The sequence below is a fragment of the Agromyces arachidis genome, from assembly GCF_052805135.1.
This window is the reverse complement of the sequence record NZ_JBRBDK010000008.1, coordinates 140,313-156,117: the sequence shown is the minus strand read 5'-3', so window position 1 is coordinate 156,117 and position 15,805 is coordinate 140,313. Positions and strand designations below refer to the sequence as shown.

Genomic DNA, 15,805 nt, shown 5'->3' with positions numbered 1-15,805 from the left:
CGCTCACCGCCGCTTTCGTCGACTGCACTCTCGCCCTCTTCGCCTCTACTCCCCCCTTTTTCCCTCCCCCCCCACTCCTCCCCCCCCCCCACGCGTGTGCTCGGCGGTCAACCCCCCGCGTCGGGCGAACGCGCGTCGATAACCTGACGTGATGAGCGAGCGCACCGAGCAGAGGTCCCGGGACGAAGCCGGAGGCATCAAGGCACGAACAACCCGGCTCGTCGAGTGGGCCATGAGCACGAAGCCCGTGCGGGCCTTCCTCCGGTACCAGGAGCAGCACGGCCCCGCGCTGGCCGACTCGGTGACGTACCGGACCCTCTTCTCGGTGTTCGCCGGCGTCTACCTCGGCTTCGCGATCGCAGGCATCTGGCTCGCGGGCAATCCCGACGCGATCGAAGCGCTCGTCGACACGCTCGGCACGGTCATTCCCGGGCTCGTGGGGGAGGGCGGGGTCATCGATCCGGATGACGTCGTCCAACCGCTCACGCTGAGCATCACCGGCGCACTCGCGCTGCTCGGACTGGTCGGTGCGGCGATCGGCGCCATCTCCTCGCTCGACGTCGCGCTGCGCGAACTCACCGGGCGGCCCGACCCCGGCCGGTTCTTCCTCTGGACCCTCCTGCGCAATCTCGCGATCGCGATCGGGTTCGGCCTCCTGCTCGCGGTCGCCGCCGCGATCACCGTCCTCGGCACCGGGGCGCTGTCATCGGTGCTCGACTGGGTCGGCCTGTCCTCGGGCGCCTCCGTCGTCGACGCCGGTTCGCGGACCCTCACCGTGCTCGTCACGTTCGCGATCGACACCCTGGTCATCGCCGGGCTCTTCCGCGTGCTCTCCGGCTTGCGGCCGAGCGCGCGGGCGCTGTGGCCGGGTGCGATCCTCGGCGGCGCCGGCCTCACCGTGCTGCAGGTCCTCTCAGGGCTCTTCGTCGGCGGGGCCGCCAACAACCCGCTCCTCGCATCCTTCGGCTCGCTGATCGCGCTGCTGATCTGGCTGAACCTGTCGAGCCAGGTGGTGCTGGTCGCCAGTTCGTACATCGTCACCGGCGTCGAGGACGAGACGGACCGCGTCGCGTCGCGGTACGGCGCGACCTCGGCGGCGCTCCGCCGGCTCAAGCGGGCCGAGCGCCGCGCCGCCGACGCCGCGGCGGAGGTGGCCGCGGCGCGCGATGCGCTCCCGGGTGTCCATGACCCGGGAGCGCACGCGCACCGTCCGGCCCCCTGAGCGTCAGCGCCGGTCGGGAATGCCGTCCCCGTCGTAGTCGGTGTCCGTGTACTCGCCTTCGTCCTCCTCGACGATCACCACGTCGACCTCCTCGACGACGACATCGCCTTCGCCGGTTCCGTTCCAGTCGCCGTCGTTCGCGGCCGACTCGCGGCCCTCCGGCGCTTCGGCGTCGACGGGCAGCTCCGAGTCCGTGTACTCGCCCTCGACCGGGTCGTGCGGTCGGATGTCCTCCGGCATGCTCACTCCCTTGCGTCGTGACCGTTGACCCGCGCTCCGCGGCGGTCACGCCGGACGCTACGCCCCCGCGGCCGGTGCGTCCACGGGATTGACAGGGGCGGGCGATCCGGGTCGGGTTCCGGCGTCCGTCCGGCCCGCCCTCGACGGTCCCGGCAGGGCGGGCTATCCTCCACGGCATGTGCCGGAACATCCACACCCTCCACAACTTCGAGCCCACGGCCACCAGCGAGGAGGTCCGCGCCGCCGCGCTCCAGTACGTGCGCAAGGTGAGCGGATCCACGACCCCCTCCCAGGCGAACCGCGCGGCGTTCGACGACGCCGTTGACGCGATCGCGCACGCCACGCAGCACCTGCTCGATCACCTGGTGACGAGCGCGCCGCCGAAGAACCGCGAAATCGAGGCGGAGAAGGCGAGGGCGCGCGCGGCGAAGCGATACGCCTCGATGGGCGCGTGACCGGAGTCGGCGGCGCAGGGTAGCGTCGAGCCATGGCCGGCGACGCGGTGATCCTGCACATCGACGGACCGCACGGTGAACGCGCCGTGCGGATCTCCAGCCCGGGTCGCGTGCTCTGGCCGGAGCCCGGCATCACCAAGCTCGAGCTGGCCGAGTACCTCGTCGCAGTCGGGCCCGCGTTCGTGTCGGCGAACGGAGACCGCCCAGTCTCGCTGGAGCGGTACCCCGAGCGGATCGACGGGGAGTCGTTCTTCTCGAAGAACCCGCCCCGGGGGATGCCCGACTGGATGCGCGACGTCCCGGTGACCTACCCGAGCGGCCGTCGCCATCCGCAGCTGGTCATCGACGAGCCGGCCGGAGCGGTGTGGGCGGCCCAGATGAACACGGTCGTGTTCCACCCGTGGGCGTCGCGCACCGCCGACCCCGACCATCCCGACCAGCTCCGCATCGACCTCGACCCGCAGCCGGGCACCGGCTTCGCCCACGCGGTGCCCGCCGCGCTCGCACTGCGCGACCTGCTCGGCGAAGTCGGCCTCACGGGCTTCGTCAAGACCTCCGGCAGCCGCGGCATCCACGTGTTCGCGCCGATCGCCGCCGAGCACGAGTTCCTCGAGGTCCGGCACGCCGTCATCGCGCTCTCCCGCGAGCTCGAGCGGCGGATGCCGGAGGAGGTGACGACCGCATGGTGGAAGGAGGAGCGCGGCGAGCGCATCTTCCTCGACTACAACCAGGCCAACCGCGACCGCACGATGGCGGGCGCCTACAGCCCTCGGGCGCTGCCGAACGCCGCCGTGTCGTGTCCGCTCGAGTGGAGCGAGCTCGAGCACGCCGACCCCGCCGAGCACACCGTCCGGACCGTGCCCGCCCGGCTGGCCGAACGCGGCGACCCCTGGGCCGGCATGCACGAGCACGCCGGACGCATCGACGAGCTCCTCGCGTGGTGGCAGCGCGACCTCGATCAGGGGCTCGGCGAGCTGCCGTTCCCGCCCGACTTCCCGAAGATGCCCGGCGAGCCCACGCGCGTCCAGCCCAGTCGCGCGCGCAAGCCCGAGGCCGCCGACTGACGACGCGCGCTCAGACCACTCGCGGCGCACCGGCACGCGGTGCGCCGTGCACCTCGCGGTGGAGGCGCTCCATCCGGACGTCGAGCTCGGCCGCCGTCCGCGCGGCATCCGAGAGCTGGTCGAGCAGTCCCGCAGGCACCTGGCGGTCGTACTTGTAGTAGATCTTGTGCTCCAGGCTCGCCCAGAAGTCCATCGCGATCGTGCGGACCTGCACCTCCACCGGGACCCGGTGCTCGCCGGTCGACAGGAACACGGGCACCTCGATGAGGAGATGGAGGCTCTGGTAGCCGTTCTCCTTGGGATGCGCGATGTAGTCTTTCACGCGGATGACGCGGACGTCGGACTGCGCCGTCAGGAGCTCGGCGATCCGGTAGACGTCCGAGACGAAGCTGCAGGTCACCCGTACCCCGGCGATGTCCGTGATCGTCCGCCGGATCGTCTCGAACGTCGGTTCGACGCCCTTGCGCCGCATCTTCGCGGCGACGCTGTCGAGCGACTTCAACCGACTGGAGAGGTGCTCGATCGGGTTGTACGCGTGCGCCTGGTTGAACTCGTCGCGGAGGATCGCCAGCTTCGTGGTCACCTCGTCGATCGCGAACCGGTATCGCAGCATGAACCGCTCGGTCTCGTCGCGGAGCGCGCGCATCTCGTCGAGCATGCCGCCGTCGATCGCATCCAGCGCACGCTGCGCCCGATCCGTTAGCAGCGGCGCGGCCGATGTCGGAGAGGATGGGAGTGCGTCGAACGGGCTCACGAGGCCCACGCTAGGCACCGATGCTCGGGGCCGGCCATGCACCCGGTCGACGTGCGCTGTGAATCAGCGCGGCATCCGCCTCACGCGATCCCGTCGACGTAGCGCCACCGGTCCTCGCGGACGAAGCGGCTGGTCTCCTGCTGCGCGCCGCGTTCGCCGTCGACGACGTACCGCGCCACGAACTGCACGACGCCCTCGCGATCGAGCGGACCGCCACGCTCGCTGCGCACCACCTCCAGCGACCGCCACGTGATCGACGGATCGAGTTCGAGGGTGCGGGGCCGCGTCGACGGATGCCACGTCGCGAGCAGGTACGGCGCATCGCCCACGGCGTAGGCCGTGTACCGCGAACGCATCAGCTGCACCGCGGTGGGCGCGACCGAGCGTCCGCCCAGCAGCGGTCCGCAGCAGTCGCCGAACGCCGCGCCCCCGCACGGGCATCGGTCGTCGTCGTCGGGCCGTCGGATCGCGGTGTCGAGGGGCATGCGACCAGTCTGCCGCAGCCCGGGCTGGCGTCATCCTGATGGGATGCCCAGCCGAAACCGAGGATTCGTTCAGATCGGTATGGAAAGGTCGTCCCTTGTGCCCGGGCCGCTCGGTTCCGGGCCGTGCCATGCCCCCGCTCGGAGGGCCCCCGAAACCCCCCGACGTCCGAGCGCCCCGGAACCCATGCGAAACGACCTTCAGACGCCGGTGCCCACGCGCACGCCCTCCGCCCTCACGCCCACCCCCGCCGCCACCCGCCGCGCCGCACGCCGCCGGCGCACCGGCCGCCGCCGGCTCATCGCCGGCGGCGCCGTCCTCGCCGCCGGCCTCATCGCAGGCACCGGCCTCACCGTGCAGTCCGCCGTCGCCGCGGGGGAGCGCGTCGAGGCGACCGCCGCGATCACCGAGGCCGCCGCGCGCGACACCCTCCAGCTCGGCGCGTACGCCGGCGTCGCCGAGGCGAAGACGCACGCGCTCGCCGAGGACACCCTCGAGCTGGCCGCCGACACGCTCGCCGACGTCGAGGGCAAGGCCGAGGCCGACGGCCTCGCCGCGTCCGTCGCGTCGCTCGGCGACTACGAGTCGCTTCCGCTCGACGAGATCCGCGACCTCACCGACCGGACCAAGGCCGAGATCGCGAAGGCCATGGCGGCGGCCGAGGCGCACGACCGCGCCGAGGCCGAGCGCGTCGCCGCGGCGGAGGCGCTCGCTCGGGCGAACTCGCCCGAGGGCGCGAAGCAGTCCGCGCGCGAGATCATGTCCTCGCAGTACGGCTGGGGCGCCGACCAGTTCCAGTGCCTCGACTCGCTCTGGACCAAGGAGTCCGGCTGGAACTACCAGGCCGTGAACCCGTCGAGCGGTGCGTTCGGCATCGTGCAGGCGTGGCCGGCCGAGAAGCTGGCGACCGCGGGCGCCGACTGGCGGACCAACGCCGCGACGCAGATCAAGTGGGGCCTGCAGTACATCGCGGCGAGCTACGGGTCGCCGTGCGCCGCATGGGGCCACTCCCAGGCGATGAACTGGTACTGAGCGGCCCGGCGTCGCCGTCGGCCGCGCGTCAGGCGGTGCGCGGATCGAGCAGGCCCGCGCGATCCGGATGCCGGTCGAACCACTGCTCCACGTACCAGCAGCTCGGCACGATCCGGCGGTCGGTTCGCTGCTCGACGTCATCGACGGCGAAGCTCGTGAGCTCTGCGGCCAGCCCCCCTCCCCGGTAGGGCGGATTCGTGAACGTGCGGACGAACGCGACGGCGTCGCCGAGCTCGCGGTAGTCCAGCACGCTCGCGATGACGCCGTCGACGCGCACGACGTAGCGACGCAGTTCGGGTTCGTGGGCGAAGGCCTTCGTCACCGTCTCAGGCTACGCCGTCGCGGCCGCGAAGCCGCTCCAGCTCGCGGCGTTCCCGCTTCGTCGGACGCCCCGCGCCGCGATCCCGGACGGGTACCGCGGCCACGGCCTCGCGCGGCGGCGGTGCGGGCGTACGGTCCTCGGCCGCGGACGCCGCCGCCTCCGCCGAGACGCGCTTGACGATCGGACGGCGGACGATCAGGATCCGGTCGAAGCCGTGCAGCCGCACCCGGACCTCGTCGCCGGGACGCACCGGCAGCGCGGCCTTCGCACGCTCGCCGTTCACGCGGACGTGCCCGGCGCGGCACGCGGCCGTGGCCGCCGAACGCGTCTTGCAGACGCGCACGGCCCACAGCCACGCGTCCACGCGCGCCGCCTCCCGCTCCGTCATCGCCACTGCCACCGCCTCCGCACGCGTCAGCGGATCAGGGCCCACCAGATCAGGAGCAGCGTGACGGCGAACCCGACCAGGTAGTTGATGAGGATGAAGTGCCGCCACCCGCGGTTCGACTCGCCGGATGCGGCATCAGTCACCGACCGGTACGGCCACGCCGCCCAGAGGTAGGGAACGACGAGCAGCGCCGCCAAGGGGCCGGGCCATTCGGTCGCCAGCATGAGCAGGCCGGCCGCCGTCCAGAATGCGAGCGCCAGTCGGACGGTCGCCGCGGCGCCGAACGCGGTCGCGATCGAGGCGATGCCCCCCTCGCGGTCGGGGACGACGTCCTGGACCGCGCCGAAGGCGTGGCTGGCCATGCCCCACAGGAAGAAGGCGGCCAGCAGCGCCAGGAGCGAGCCGGTGAACTCCGCCCCGGCGACCGCGAGGCCGTACACGGCCGGGCTCGTGAAGTGCGTGCTCGACGTGATCGAGTCCAGCAGCGGTCGTTCCTTGAACCGCAGGCCGGGCACGGAGTACGCGAACACCGCGAACAGGCTCACCGCGAGCACCGCCCACGACCACGGGCGGTCGCTGCCGGCGAGCCAGAGCATCGCGAGGAGGAGCGGCACGGCGGTCGCGACGCCGGCCCAGACGACGGTGCGGTGCAGCCCCGGGTCGAGGAGGGCCCCCTCGGCGCCGCCCTTTCGCGGATTGCGGAGGTCGGACTCGTAGTCGAACACGTCGTTGACGCCGTACATGAGGAGGTTGTACGGGACGAGGAAGAACAGCGTGCCGACGACGAACAGCGCGTCGACCCGGCCGGTCGTCAGGAGGTATGCCGCGGCGAACGGGAACGCCGTGTTGATCCAGCTGATCGGCCGCGACGACAGGATCACCTGTCCGAGCGCATGCCGCGCGCCGTTCCGTGTGCCGGCCTGCCCGCTGCCGCTCATCGGCGCTCCTCCGCGTCATGCGTCCGTCGTGCGCTGCGCGCCTCGGTCGACGGCCCGCGCCCGGGCCATCGACGCAGCGCCGCCGACCAGACGGCCGGCAGCAGCAGCACGCCCGCGAGAGGGTACAGGAAGTCCTCGATCGGAGCGAGTCCGATCGTCGGCCCGGCGCGCTGCCCGTCGTCGTACGCGACGATTCCGGTGCCGATGATGATCGAGTCGAACACCGCCGTGAGGACGAACAGCGCGGCCGCCGCCGCGCCCGTCGCGATCCACCGCCGGCGGGCGGCCCGGCCCTCGCGCGGACGCCACGCCCAGGCCGCGAGCGACGCGGCGACGAGGAACGGGACGCTCATCAGCGCGTACGTCATGATCGCCCTCCGTCCCGGCCGTCCCCGCCGTCACCGGCCGTCGACGCGTCCGCCGACCGGGCGCGGAGGATGCGCTCGACGCCGAGGACGAGCACCAGCGTGAGGTAGCACAGGAACACCAGGAACACCGGCTCCTCCAGCGGCAGTTCGGGGGCGAGCTCGACGCCGGTCACGATCTGCGAGTCGCCGCGGAAGAAGACCCCGAGCGCGATCCCGGCGGCGTCCCACAGCAGGAAGAAGGCGAGCCCGGTCGCGATCGCGACGGTCGCCGCGAGCGGCGCCCGCCAGAACACCAGGCGCCAGCGCGCGTCGATGAGCGCCATGCAGGCGATCACGGCGAGGAGACCGGCGAGGTACGCGAACCCCGTCATGCGAGCGGGGCGCCGGGCCCGGTCGACTCCAGTGCGTCGGATGCCGCCGGCTCGGCGATCGGCCCGGCCGAGCGGTCGCCCCGCACCCGCTTCAGCACGTTCTCCGCGCTGATCAGGCACATGGGCAGGCCGATGCCGGGCACGGTGGAGCCGCCCGCGTAGTACAGCCCCTCGACCCGTCGCGACTGGTTGGTGCCGCGCAGGAACGCGCTCTGCCGGAGCGTGTGCGCTGGGCCGAGCGCGCCGCCCTGCCACGAGTTGAGGTCGTCGGCGAAGTCCGCCGGACCGATCGTGCGGCGGACCACGATCCGGTCGGCGAGGTCGGGCAGGCCCGACACCTCGGCGATCCGCGCGATGGCGCGGTCGGCCGTCGCCTCGACCAGCCGGTCGCCGGCGCCGTCGAGGCCGCCGTTGCCGATCGCCACGTCGGCGGGCACGGGGATCAGGACGAAGAGGTTCGTGTCTCCCGCGGGCGCGACCGACGGGTCGGTGGCGCTCGGCTTGCAGACGTAGAACGACGCCGGGTCGGGCACGTGGGGGTCGGAGCCGAAGATGGCGCCGAAGTTCCGCTTCCAGTCCTCCGTGAAGAACAGGGTGTGGTGCTCGAGCGCGGGCAGCTCGCCACGGATGCCGAGGAGCGCGAGCACCGCTCCGGGGCCCGAGGTGCGCCGGCGCCACCAGGTCTCGGGGTAGGTCTGCGCCTGGAGGGGGAGCAGTTCGGTCTCGGTGTGGTGCAGGTCGGCGGCGGAGACGATCCGGTGCGCCGGTGCGACGACGCTGCGGCCCGACGCGTCGCGGAACCTCGCGCCCGCGACCGCCGGCTTCGCATCGCCGGACAGCTCGATCGCCTCGACGCGGGCACCGGTGACGATGTCGACCCCCGCGTCCTTCGCGATCGCCGCGATCCGGTCGATGAGCGCGGCGAAGCCGCCCTGCGGGTAGAACACGCCCTGCTGCAGGTCCATGTGGCTCATCAGGTGGTACATGGCCGGGGTGGCGTCCGGAGACGAGCCGAGGAACACCGCGGGATAGCCGAGCACCTGCCGCAGGCGTCGGTCGCGGACGGCCTGGCCGGCGAACCGGTCGAGGGGCGTCGCGAGGAGCTTGGCCAGGCGTCCGGACTGCCGGAGGACCTCGCCCGTGAGGAGTTCGCGCGGATCGTCGAAGTTCGTGTACAGGAACCGACGGCGTGCGATGTCGTACGCCGACTCCGCCGAGTCGAGGTAACGCTCGAGGGCACGCCCCGCCCCCGGCTCGATCGACTCGAACAGCGCGACGTTCTGGGCACGGGTCGGGAGGATGTCGACCGGATCGTCGAATCCGTCGGCGTAGAGCCGGTACCCGGGGTCGAGCTGCACGAGGTCGAGCTGCTCCGCGGAGCTCGTGCCGAAGAGCCGGAAGAAGTGATCGAACACCTCGGGCATCAGGTACCACGACGGACCGGTGTCGAACCGGAACCCGTGCCGTTCCCAGCGCCCGGCTCGGCCGCCGAGCTCGTCGCGGGCCTCGAGCAGGGTCACCCGGTGGCCGTCCCGGGCCAGCAGGGCGGAGGTCGCGAGGCCGGCGATCCCTCCGCCGATCACCACGATCCGCTCGGATGCGTCGATCATCGCCGATTTCCTCCTGTACCCAATGCGGAGCGCACCGCGATGGCGAGCTTCTCGCCGTCCGGCACGCGGATCCGCGTCGCCATGATCTCCGAAGCCGGGGTCGCCCGGCAGCGCGCCGTCAGGCTCGCGAACAAGCCGTGCGCCGCGGCCACCGCGGACCGCGCGCGCCGCGGAAGCTCCGGAAGCGTCGCGCGCGCGATCTCGAGGTCGCGGTCGATGTCATCGAGGATCGCGTCCTTGTCGGCTTCGGTGAACGCGTCCGGGTCTACGCCCGGGAAGTAGTTGCGGCCGAGCGTGCGCCAGTCGACCGCGAGGTCGCGCAGGAAGTTGATCTTCTGGAACGCCGCGCCGAGGTGGACCGCGCCGCGCTCGAGTCGGGTGCGACGTTCCGCGTCGGCCGCCTCGTCGACGAGGAAGGCGGCGAGGCACATCAATCCGACGACCTCCGCGGAACCGTGGATGTACGGCCCGATCTCATCGGCCGCGAAGGGCGCGGGGTCGAGGTCGCGACGCATCGACGCGAAGAAGGGTCGCGTGAGCTCCGGGCCGAATCCGGTCTCACGCGCCACCCGGGCGAAGGCATGCACCACCAGGTTGGCCGAGTACCCCCGCTCCATGGCCCGCTCGGTGTCGGCTTCGAGCCCGTCGAGGACCTCGTGCAGTTCGTCCGAGGTCAGTCCGGCCTCGGCCGCCGCTCCGTCGACGATCTCATCGGCGATGCGCACCAGCGCGTAGACCGAGCGGATCCGGCGACGCGTCTCGGAATCGAGCAGGCGAGCCGCGGCGCCGAACGAGGTGGAGTACCGCGCGATCACGACCGCAGAGCCGCCCTCGGCGGCATCCGTGTAGCGCTCGAGCAGGCTCATCGGACCGGACCTCCGGGTCATCGGACGCGCTCCATCGCCCGCTGCGCGAACTCGCCGAGTTCGGTGCGGAGCTCGGTCGGCAGGTCGACCGCGTCGAGTTCGTATCTCGCCAGTGTCACGTGCTCCTCGGCGAGGTTCTTCGCGGCGTCCAGCGCGCCGCAGTCGCGGAGCGCCTCGCGGAGCTCGGCGGCCGCGTCGTCGTCGAGCTCCGGGTCGCCCAGGCGCGCGGCGATCCGTTCCCACGCGGGGGTCGTCGCCGCATGGGCCACGAGCGCCGTGCGCTTGCCCTCGCGCAGGTCGGCAGACGCCGACTTGCCGGTCACCGACGGATCGCCGAACACGCCGAGGACGTCGTCGGTGATCTGGAAGGCCACGCCGACGAGCCGGCCGAAGCGGCACAGGGCCGACACCGAGTCGTCGTCGGCTCCGGCCAGCACCGCGCCGGCGGCCAGCGGCGCCTCGAAGGAGTAGACCGCGGTCTTCTGCTCCAGCGTCGCGAGCACGGCCTCCATCGCCGGGGTCGACCCGCGCAGCGAGCCGACCACGTCGGCGAGCTCGCCCGCTGCGGAGACGAAGACCGCCCGGTCGAGGATCTCGAGCAGCGACTCGCGGCACGCGCGCTCGACCGGCAGCATGGCGATCTCCCGGTGGGCCCGGCTCAGCGCCAGGTCGCCCGCGAGCACTGCCGCCGTCTCGCCCCACACTGCGATCGAACGCTCGTCGGCGCCATGCGCACGTGCGCGGTCGCGGAAGCGGCCGTCGACGTTCGGGATGCCGCGGCGCACGATGTCGCGGTCGATCAGGTCGTCGTGGATCAGGAACGCCGTGTGCAGCAGCTCGAACGCGAGCGCGACCCGCGTGGCGAGGGCGCGGTCGGTCCCGCCGAATCCGCTGTACGCGGACCACACGAGACGCGGCCTCACCCGCTTGCCGCCGGAACTCTGCTGTTCGATGGACTCCCAGAGCGCGGCGTAGTGCGCCCCGTACGCTCCCGCACGGACCCGCGCCTCGGCGAAGAAGCCCCGGAGCTCGTCGTCGATCGCCGAGTCGAGCAGTTCAGGCACGGAAGAGCTCCAGTTCGCGCGCCTGCAGGACCAGCCATGGGCTGAACGCCCACGGCGCCGCCCCGACGGCGGTCGCGAGCGACTTCGGGTCCACCCAGCGGTACTCCGCGACTTCGCGCGCATTCGGTTCGGGCTCGCCGGACGTGGTGGCGACGTAGACCGGGCAGACCTCGTTCTCGACGATGCCGCTCGCGTCGGTGGCCCGGTAGCGGAAGAGGGGGAGGGCGAGCTCGACCGAACCGAGGTCGAGCCCGAGCTCGAAGTGGGCACGGCGATGGACCGCGTGCAGCAGCGGCTCCGCCGGCTTCGGGTGCCCGCAGAACGAGTTCGTCCAGACGCCCGGCCACGTCTGCTTGGAGATCGCCCGGCGGGTGATCAGCACCTCGCCGATCGGATTGACGACATGGCAGGAGAAGGCGAGGTGAAGGGCCGTATCGGGCCCGTGGACCGCGCTCTTGGGCGCTCGCCCGATGGGCGTGCCGGACTCGTCGAGGAGCACCACCTCGTCTTCGACGGCCTCGGTCGTGTTCGCCATCGTGGGCCTCCTCGTCGCTGCGGTGGTCGTTCTCCCGATCTCCGCGGATCTTGATCCGAAGCTAGCAGCGAGGTCCGGGTGCGGGAACAACCGAAAGTTGGAAGGACTCGCGCGCAGCGGAGCCGAGGTCCGGCATGCTGGGGTGATGGGCGTGGAGAGCGGCGACGGATGGGTCCACGGGCCCGACGGGTCGCGGTACTGGGGGCGCTTCGGTGCGGCGGGCCTCCTGCTCCTCGAGCCGGAGGGCGCCGTCCTGCTCCAGCATCGCGCCGTGTGGAGTCACTTCGGCGGCACATGGGGGATCCCGGGCGGCGCACGCCACCTCGGCGAGTCCGCGTTCGATGCCGCGGTGCGCGAGGCGGGAGAGGAGACCGGGCTCCCCGCGGGCCTGGTCGTCGAGCGGTTCGAGAGCGTCCTGGACCTCGGGTTCTGGTCGTACACCACGGTCGTCGCCGATGCCGTCCGACGGTTCGAGCCGCGGATGACCGACCCGGAGAGCATCGAGCTGAGATGGACGCCGGTCGACGCCGTGGACGCGCTGCCGCTCCATCCGCGGTTCGCCGAGGCGTGGCCGGCGTTGCGCGCACGCGTGCGCGGGGCACGGGGTCGTTAGGATCGGATCGTGGCGGGGCAGAGCGTGGGGGCGCAGGTCTGGACGGTACCCAACGTCCTGTCGATGCTGCGACTGCTCCTCGTGCCCGTCTTCCTCGTGCTCGTCGTGCAGGGGTCCTACGTCGCCGCGCTCGTGGTCCTGGTGATCGCGAGCCTGTCGGACCTCCTGGACGGCTACCTCGCCCGCCGGTTCGACCAGGTGACGCGGCTCGGCCAGTTGCTCGATCCCGCCGCCGACCGGCTGTACATCTTCGCTGCGCTCGTCGGCCTCGCCGCGAACGGCCTGGTGCCGTGGTGGATCGTCGTCGTCATCGTCGCGCGGGACGTGATGCTCGTGGTGCTCGGGGTGGTGCTCGCGAACCACGGCTACGGACCGTTGCCCGTGCACCAACTCGGCAAGGCGGCCACCTTCGCGCTCTTCTTCGGGGTGCCGGTGATCATGCTCGGGCTCGCATTCCCCGAGGCGCAACCGTTCAGCGAACCGCTCGGCTGGGCCGTGACGCTGTGGGGCGCGTTCCTCTACTGGTGGGCCGGCGTCATCTATGCGATCGAGACCGTTCGCGTGGTCCGGATACCGCGTGCATCCGGACCCCCCGCATCCGATACGCTGGAGCAGGGAGGTTAGCGGTGGCGGATTCCGACATGACCCAGGCCGGTGCGAACGACGAGGCGCGCGAGCCCTCGACCGCGACGTCGGCGCACGAGCTCGACGGGGCGAACGACACGACGATGGGATTCAGCCGCGAGGCCGCGGCCCAGCTGAGTGCGCTCGACGCCGACATCAGCGCGGCCGAGCAGGAGGCGATCAACGCGCTGCCATCGGGCTCGGCGCTCCTCATCGTGCGCCGCGGCCCGAACGCTGGTGCGCGCTTCCTGCTCGACACCGACGTGACGACCGTCGGCCGGCACCCCGATGCCGACATCTTCCTCGATGACGTGACCGTCTCCCGCAAGCACGCGGAGTTCGTCCGGCACCGGACGGCGTTCGAGGTGCGCGACCTGAATTCCCTCAACGGCACGTACTTCGACGGGGTCCGGATCGAGACGGCCCTGCTGAGCGACGGAGCCGAGGTCCAGATCGGCAAGTACCGACTCACCTTCTACGCGTCGCGACGCGACCTCTCGCCGGCGGGCGCGGGGTGACCGAGGGCGCCGCGACGCGGCGTCAGGTCCACGCCCCGCCGCGCTTCGGCATCGGTCAGGTCCTCGCGAAACTCCAGCCGGAGTTCCCGGAACTGACCCCGTCGAAGCTGCGCTTCCTCGAGGAACAGGGTCTCGTGACGCCCGCGCGCACCGCGGCGGGCTACCGCAAGTTCTCCCCGGAGGACGTCGAACGCCTCACGGTCGTGCTCTCGATGCAGCGCGACCACTACCTTCCGCTGAAGGTGATCCGGGCCCACCTCGAGGCGGTGGACCGCGGCGAGACGCCCGCCCTCCCCGGCGCGACGAGCGGCGCCGCGATGCGGGCCACCGCGAATCGCTACACCCGCGCCGAACTGCTCGCCGCCGCCGATGCCGCGCCGAAGCTGCTGGACGAGGCGATCGCGACCTCGCTGATCGCCCCCGCCGAGGTGTACGGCGATGACGCGCTCCGGTTGCTGCGCGCCCTCGCCGCGCTGCGTGCCGTGGGCATCGAACCCAGGCATCTCCGCGGACTCCGCGGAGCCGCCGAGCGGCAGGCCGCCCTGATCGACGGCGCGATCGCGCCGGAGCGCCGACGCGATCCGGCCGGGAGGGCGCGCAGTGACGAACGCGCGGGTGAGCTGGCCGGGCACCTGGCCGCCGTCCACGCCAGCGTGCTCCGGCAGTCGCTGGGGCGCTCGACCGACTGACGGCGACACGCCGTGACGTTCGGCCCGATGTCCTCGACTCCGGTGCCGACCGTGGGTAGCGTGGAATCCGCGCCGTCGAGGCGCCGACGACAGTGAGGGGCAGTGGGATGACCGAGCTCGATCGGAGCGACCGCGCACGCTACGACCTCGGCCTGCTCTTCACCGATGGCCTTCCGGAGCATGACGACGGCACCGGCTATCGCGGCGCCGTCGCGGCACGAGCCGCCGGCATCAGCTACCGGCAGCTCGACTACTGGGCTCGGACCGAGCTCGTCGAACCCACCGTCCGGGGCGCAGCCGGCTCGGGGTCGCAGCGGCTCTACGGCTTCCGCGACATCCTGGTGCTCAAGCTCGTCAAGCGCCTGCTCGACACCGGCATCTCGCTCCAGCAGATCCGGGTCGCGGTGACGCAGTTGCGCGAAGCCGGCATCGACGACCTCGCACAGACCACGCTGATGAGCGACGGGGCGAGCGTCTACCTGTGCACCTCCGACGACGAGGTGATCGACCTCGTGAACCGGGGTCAGGGCGTCTTCGGGATCGCGGTCGGAAAGGTGCTGCGCGAGGTGGAGTCGACCCTGGTCGAACTCGACACGCAGTCATCCGACCCGATCGACGAACTGGCGGCCCGGCGCAGCCGGGGCGCGCGCAAGATCTCGTAACGCGACGTCATCTGCTGCGACGTCGGCGTGACGTCGTCACGGCGTGTCCGCGCACACGAACGGGTCGGGTCAGCGCGACGGGGAATCGAGCTCGAGCCGCTGCTGGGGCATGCCCCCGAGATCACCGATCCGGGCCGTGCGCAGCACGCGCTCGAGCAGCTGGTCGAAGTGATGCGACATCTCCTCGGCGCTCTCGCCCGGCCACATGTGCAGCGGCTTCGCGGCGCCCTGCGCCTGCTGGAGCGAGGTGCGCTCGGGCAGCTGCGGCGAGAGGACCAGCGGCCCGAACATGTCGCGGAGCTCCTTGATTCGGAACTGGTGCTCGAGCGACTGCACGCGGGCGCGATTGACGATGATGCCGAGCGGCTGGAGGCGCGGCGAGAGACCGCGCCGGATCTCCTCGATCGCGCGCAGCGCGCGATCGGCGGCGGCGACGGAGAACAGGCCGGGCTCGGTCACGACGGCCACGCGATCGCTGGCGGCCCAGGCCGTGCGCGTCAGCGCGTTCAGCGAGGGGGCGCAGTCGATGAGCACGAGCTCGTAGTCGGACTCGACGTTGGCGAGCGCCTCCTCGAGCTTCCAGATGTCGCGGATCGACGGGTGCGGGCCGTCGTAGTTGATGGCGGAGGGGCTCCCGATCATGACATCGATCGTCGACTGCGGGTTCGACCGCGCCCACCCGCTCGGCGCGATGGCGGACCGGACGATCCTCTCCTTCGGCGACGCGAGCACGTCGGCGACGTTGAGGTGACCGGCGACCTGGATGTCCATGCCGGTCGACACGTCGGACTGCGGATCGAGATCGACCACGAGCGTGCGCACGCCGCGCGCGAAGGCAGCGGAGGCCAGTCCGAGGGTGACGGTCGTCTTGCCGACACCGCCCTTCAGGGAACTGACCGAAAGAACGTGCACGAGCGAATACGTTACCGTTACTCGCACGGCGATACCTAAATGTTCGCTGTACGGAGAAGCCCCCATCCGGAAAGG

22 protein-coding genes are annotated in these 15,805 nt (G+C 71.9%); 9 read left to right on the top strand and 13 right to left on the bottom strand.

Annotated elements, in window-relative coordinates:
• Positions 1 to 232: 232 nt before the first annotated feature.
• The gene (locus ACUY4T_RS12025) at positions 233 to 1,222 is read left to right on the top strand and encodes a YihY/virulence factor BrkB family protein (RefSeq protein ID WP_446019184.1); all 990 of its coding nucleotides are present in this window, start codon (positions 233 to 235) and stop codon (positions 1,220 to 1,222) included.
• A gap of 3 nt (positions 1,223 to 1,225) precedes the next feature.
• Here the strand turns inward: ACUY4T_RS12025 and ACUY4T_RS12020 are convergent, their stop codons facing one another.
• Positions 1,226 to 1,462: a hypothetical protein gene (locus tag ACUY4T_RS12020; protein WP_446019182.1), complete on the bottom strand. Its 237-nt coding sequence runs from the start codon at positions 1,460 to 1,462 to the stop codon at positions 1,226 to 1,228.
• Positions 1,463 to 1,638: 176 nt separating this feature from the next.
• Between ACUY4T_RS12020 and ACUY4T_RS12015 the strand changes: the two genes are divergently transcribed.
• Both ACUY4T_RS12015 and ligD read left to right on the top strand, forming a co-directional pair.
• The gene (locus tag ACUY4T_RS12015; RefSeq protein ID WP_446019180.1) at positions 1,639 to 1,917 is read left to right on the top strand and encodes a DUF2277 domain-containing protein; all 279 of its coding nucleotides are present in this window, start codon (positions 1,639 to 1,641) and stop codon (positions 1,915 to 1,917) included.
• A gap of 32 nt (positions 1,918 to 1,949) precedes the next feature.
• The gene (gene ligD / locus ACUY4T_RS12010; protein WP_446019179.1) at positions 1,950 to 2,981 is read left to right on the top strand and encodes a non-homologous end-joining DNA ligase; all 1,032 of its coding nucleotides are present in this window, start codon (positions 1,950 to 1,952) and stop codon (positions 2,979 to 2,981) included.
• A gap of 10 nt (positions 2,982 to 2,991) precedes the next feature.
• Here the strand turns inward: ligD and ACUY4T_RS12005 are convergent, their stop codons facing one another.
• Together ACUY4T_RS12005 and ACUY4T_RS12000 are read right to left on the bottom strand one after the other, a co-directional pair.
• Positions 2,992 to 3,639 carry a GTP pyrophosphokinase gene (locus tag ACUY4T_RS12005; protein WP_446019191.1) on the bottom strand — a complete coding sequence of 216 codons (648 nt, stop codon included), beginning with the start codon at positions 3,637 to 3,639 and terminating at the stop codon, positions 2,992 to 2,994.
• Positions 3,640 to 3,815: 176 nt separating this feature from the next.
• Entirely contained in the window at positions 3,816 to 4,220 is a 405-nt protein-coding gene (locus ACUY4T_RS12000; RefSeq protein WP_446019177.1) for a YchJ family protein, read from the bottom strand.
• Between the two features lie 184 nt (positions 4,221 to 4,404).
• On the opposite strand from ACUY4T_RS12000, the gene ACUY4T_RS11995 reads away from it, so the two are divergent.
• Positions 4,405 to 5,250: an aggregation-promoting factor C-terminal-like domain-containing protein gene (locus tag ACUY4T_RS11995; RefSeq protein ID WP_446019176.1), complete on the top strand. Its 846-nt coding sequence runs from the start codon at positions 4,405 to 4,407 to the stop codon at positions 5,248 to 5,250.
• Between the two features lie 28 nt (positions 5,251 to 5,278).
• On the opposite strand, the gene ACUY4T_RS11990 is transcribed toward ACUY4T_RS11995, so the two are convergent.
• Genes ACUY4T_RS11990 through idi form a run of 9 tightly spaced genes read right to left on the bottom strand, consistent with a single transcriptional unit; the run spans position 5,279 to position 11,712 of the window.
• On the bottom strand, positions 5,279 to 5,572 hold the full coding sequence (locus ACUY4T_RS11990) for a GNAT family N-acetyltransferase (RefSeq protein ID WP_446019175.1): 294 nt from the start codon (positions 5,570 to 5,572) through the stop codon (positions 5,279 to 5,281).
• A gap of 4 nt (positions 5,573 to 5,576) precedes the next feature.
• Positions 5,577 to 5,960 (bottom strand): Hsp15 family ribosome-associated heat shock protein, encoded by a 384-nt coding sequence (locus ACUY4T_RS11985; RefSeq protein WP_446019190.1) that lies wholly within the window; start codon positions 5,958 to 5,960, stop codon positions 5,577 to 5,579.
• A 26-nt stretch (positions 5,961 to 5,986) separates the two neighbouring features.
• Positions 5,987 to 6,898, bottom strand: a complete 912-nt coding sequence (locus ACUY4T_RS11980) for a prenyltransferase (protein WP_446019174.1) — start codon at positions 6,896 to 6,898, stop codon at positions 5,987 to 5,989.
• Positions 6,895 to 7,266 (bottom strand): lycopene cyclase domain-containing protein, encoded by a 372-nt coding sequence (locus ACUY4T_RS11975; RefSeq protein ID WP_446019173.1) that lies wholly within the window; start codon positions 7,264 to 7,266, stop codon positions 6,895 to 6,897. Before ACUY4T_RS11975 ends, ACUY4T_RS11980 begins: the two co-directional genes overlap by 4 nt.
• Positions 7,263 to 7,637, bottom strand: coding sequence for a lycopene cyclase domain-containing protein (locus ACUY4T_RS11970; RefSeq protein WP_446019172.1), 375 nt, complete (start codon positions 7,635 to 7,637; stop codon positions 7,263 to 7,265). The genes ACUY4T_RS11975 and ACUY4T_RS11970 overlap by 4 nt, the downstream gene beginning before the upstream one ends.
• Complete coding sequence (crtI, locus tag ACUY4T_RS11965; RefSeq protein ID WP_446019170.1) at positions 7,634 to 9,247, bottom strand: phytoene desaturase family protein; 1,614 nt, start codon at positions 9,245 to 9,247, stop codon at positions 7,634 to 7,636. Before crtI ends, ACUY4T_RS11970 begins: the two co-directional genes overlap by 4 nt.
• Positions 9,244 to 10,113: a phytoene/squalene synthase family protein gene (locus tag ACUY4T_RS11960; protein WP_446019169.1), complete on the bottom strand. Its 870-nt coding sequence runs from the start codon at positions 10,111 to 10,113 to the stop codon at positions 9,244 to 9,246. Before ACUY4T_RS11960 ends, crtI begins: the two co-directional genes overlap by 4 nt.
• Before the next feature lie 17 nt (positions 10,114 to 10,130).
• Positions 10,131 to 11,177, bottom strand: a complete 1,047-nt coding sequence (locus ACUY4T_RS11955) for a polyprenyl synthetase family protein (RefSeq protein WP_446019168.1) — start codon at positions 11,175 to 11,177, stop codon at positions 10,131 to 10,133.
• On the bottom strand, positions 11,170 to 11,712 hold the full coding sequence (gene idi / locus ACUY4T_RS11950) for an isopentenyl-diphosphate Delta-isomerase (RefSeq protein ID WP_446019167.1): 543 nt from the start codon (positions 11,710 to 11,712) through the stop codon (positions 11,170 to 11,172). Before idi ends, ACUY4T_RS11955 begins: the two co-directional genes overlap by 8 nt.
• A 145-nt stretch (positions 11,713 to 11,857) precedes the next feature.
• Here idi and ACUY4T_RS11945 point away from each other — a divergent pair, with 145 nt between their 5' ends.
• The 5 genes from ACUY4T_RS11945 (at position 11,858) to ACUY4T_RS11925 (ending at position 14,818) form a co-directional block, all read left to right on the top strand.
• On the top strand, positions 11,858 to 12,325 hold the full coding sequence (locus ACUY4T_RS11945) for an NUDIX domain-containing protein (protein ID WP_446019166.1): 468 nt from the start codon (positions 11,858 to 11,860) through the stop codon (positions 12,323 to 12,325).
• Positions 12,326 to 12,334: 9 nt separating this feature from the next.
• The gene (locus tag ACUY4T_RS11940) at positions 12,335 to 12,949 is read left to right on the top strand and encodes a CDP-alcohol phosphatidyltransferase family protein (RefSeq protein WP_446019165.1); all 615 of its coding nucleotides are present in this window, start codon (positions 12,335 to 12,337) and stop codon (positions 12,947 to 12,949) included.
• A 17-nt stretch (positions 12,950 to 12,966) separates the two neighbouring features.
• On the top strand, positions 12,967 to 13,467 hold the full coding sequence (locus ACUY4T_RS11935; RefSeq protein ID WP_446019163.1) for an FHA domain-containing protein: 501 nt from the start codon (positions 12,967 to 12,969) through the stop codon (positions 13,465 to 13,467).
• Positions 13,464 to 14,156 (top strand): transcriptional regulator FtsR, encoded by a 693-nt coding sequence (gene ftsR / locus ACUY4T_RS11930; RefSeq protein ID WP_446019162.1) that lies wholly within the window; start codon positions 13,464 to 13,466, stop codon positions 14,154 to 14,156. Before ACUY4T_RS11935 ends, ftsR begins: the two co-directional genes overlap by 4 nt.
• Before the next feature lie 107 nt (positions 14,157 to 14,263).
• Positions 14,264 to 14,818, top strand: coding sequence for a MerR family transcriptional regulator (locus tag ACUY4T_RS11925; protein ID WP_446019161.1), 555 nt, complete (start codon positions 14,264 to 14,266; stop codon positions 14,816 to 14,818).
• A gap of 69 nt (positions 14,819 to 14,887) precedes the next feature.
• Here ACUY4T_RS11925 and ACUY4T_RS11920 read toward each other — a convergent pair whose 3' ends face one another.
• Entirely contained in the window at positions 14,888 to 15,730 is an 843-nt protein-coding gene (locus tag ACUY4T_RS11920) for a ParA family protein (RefSeq protein WP_446019160.1), read from the bottom strand.
• Positions 15,731 to 15,805: the final 75 nt, after the last annotated feature.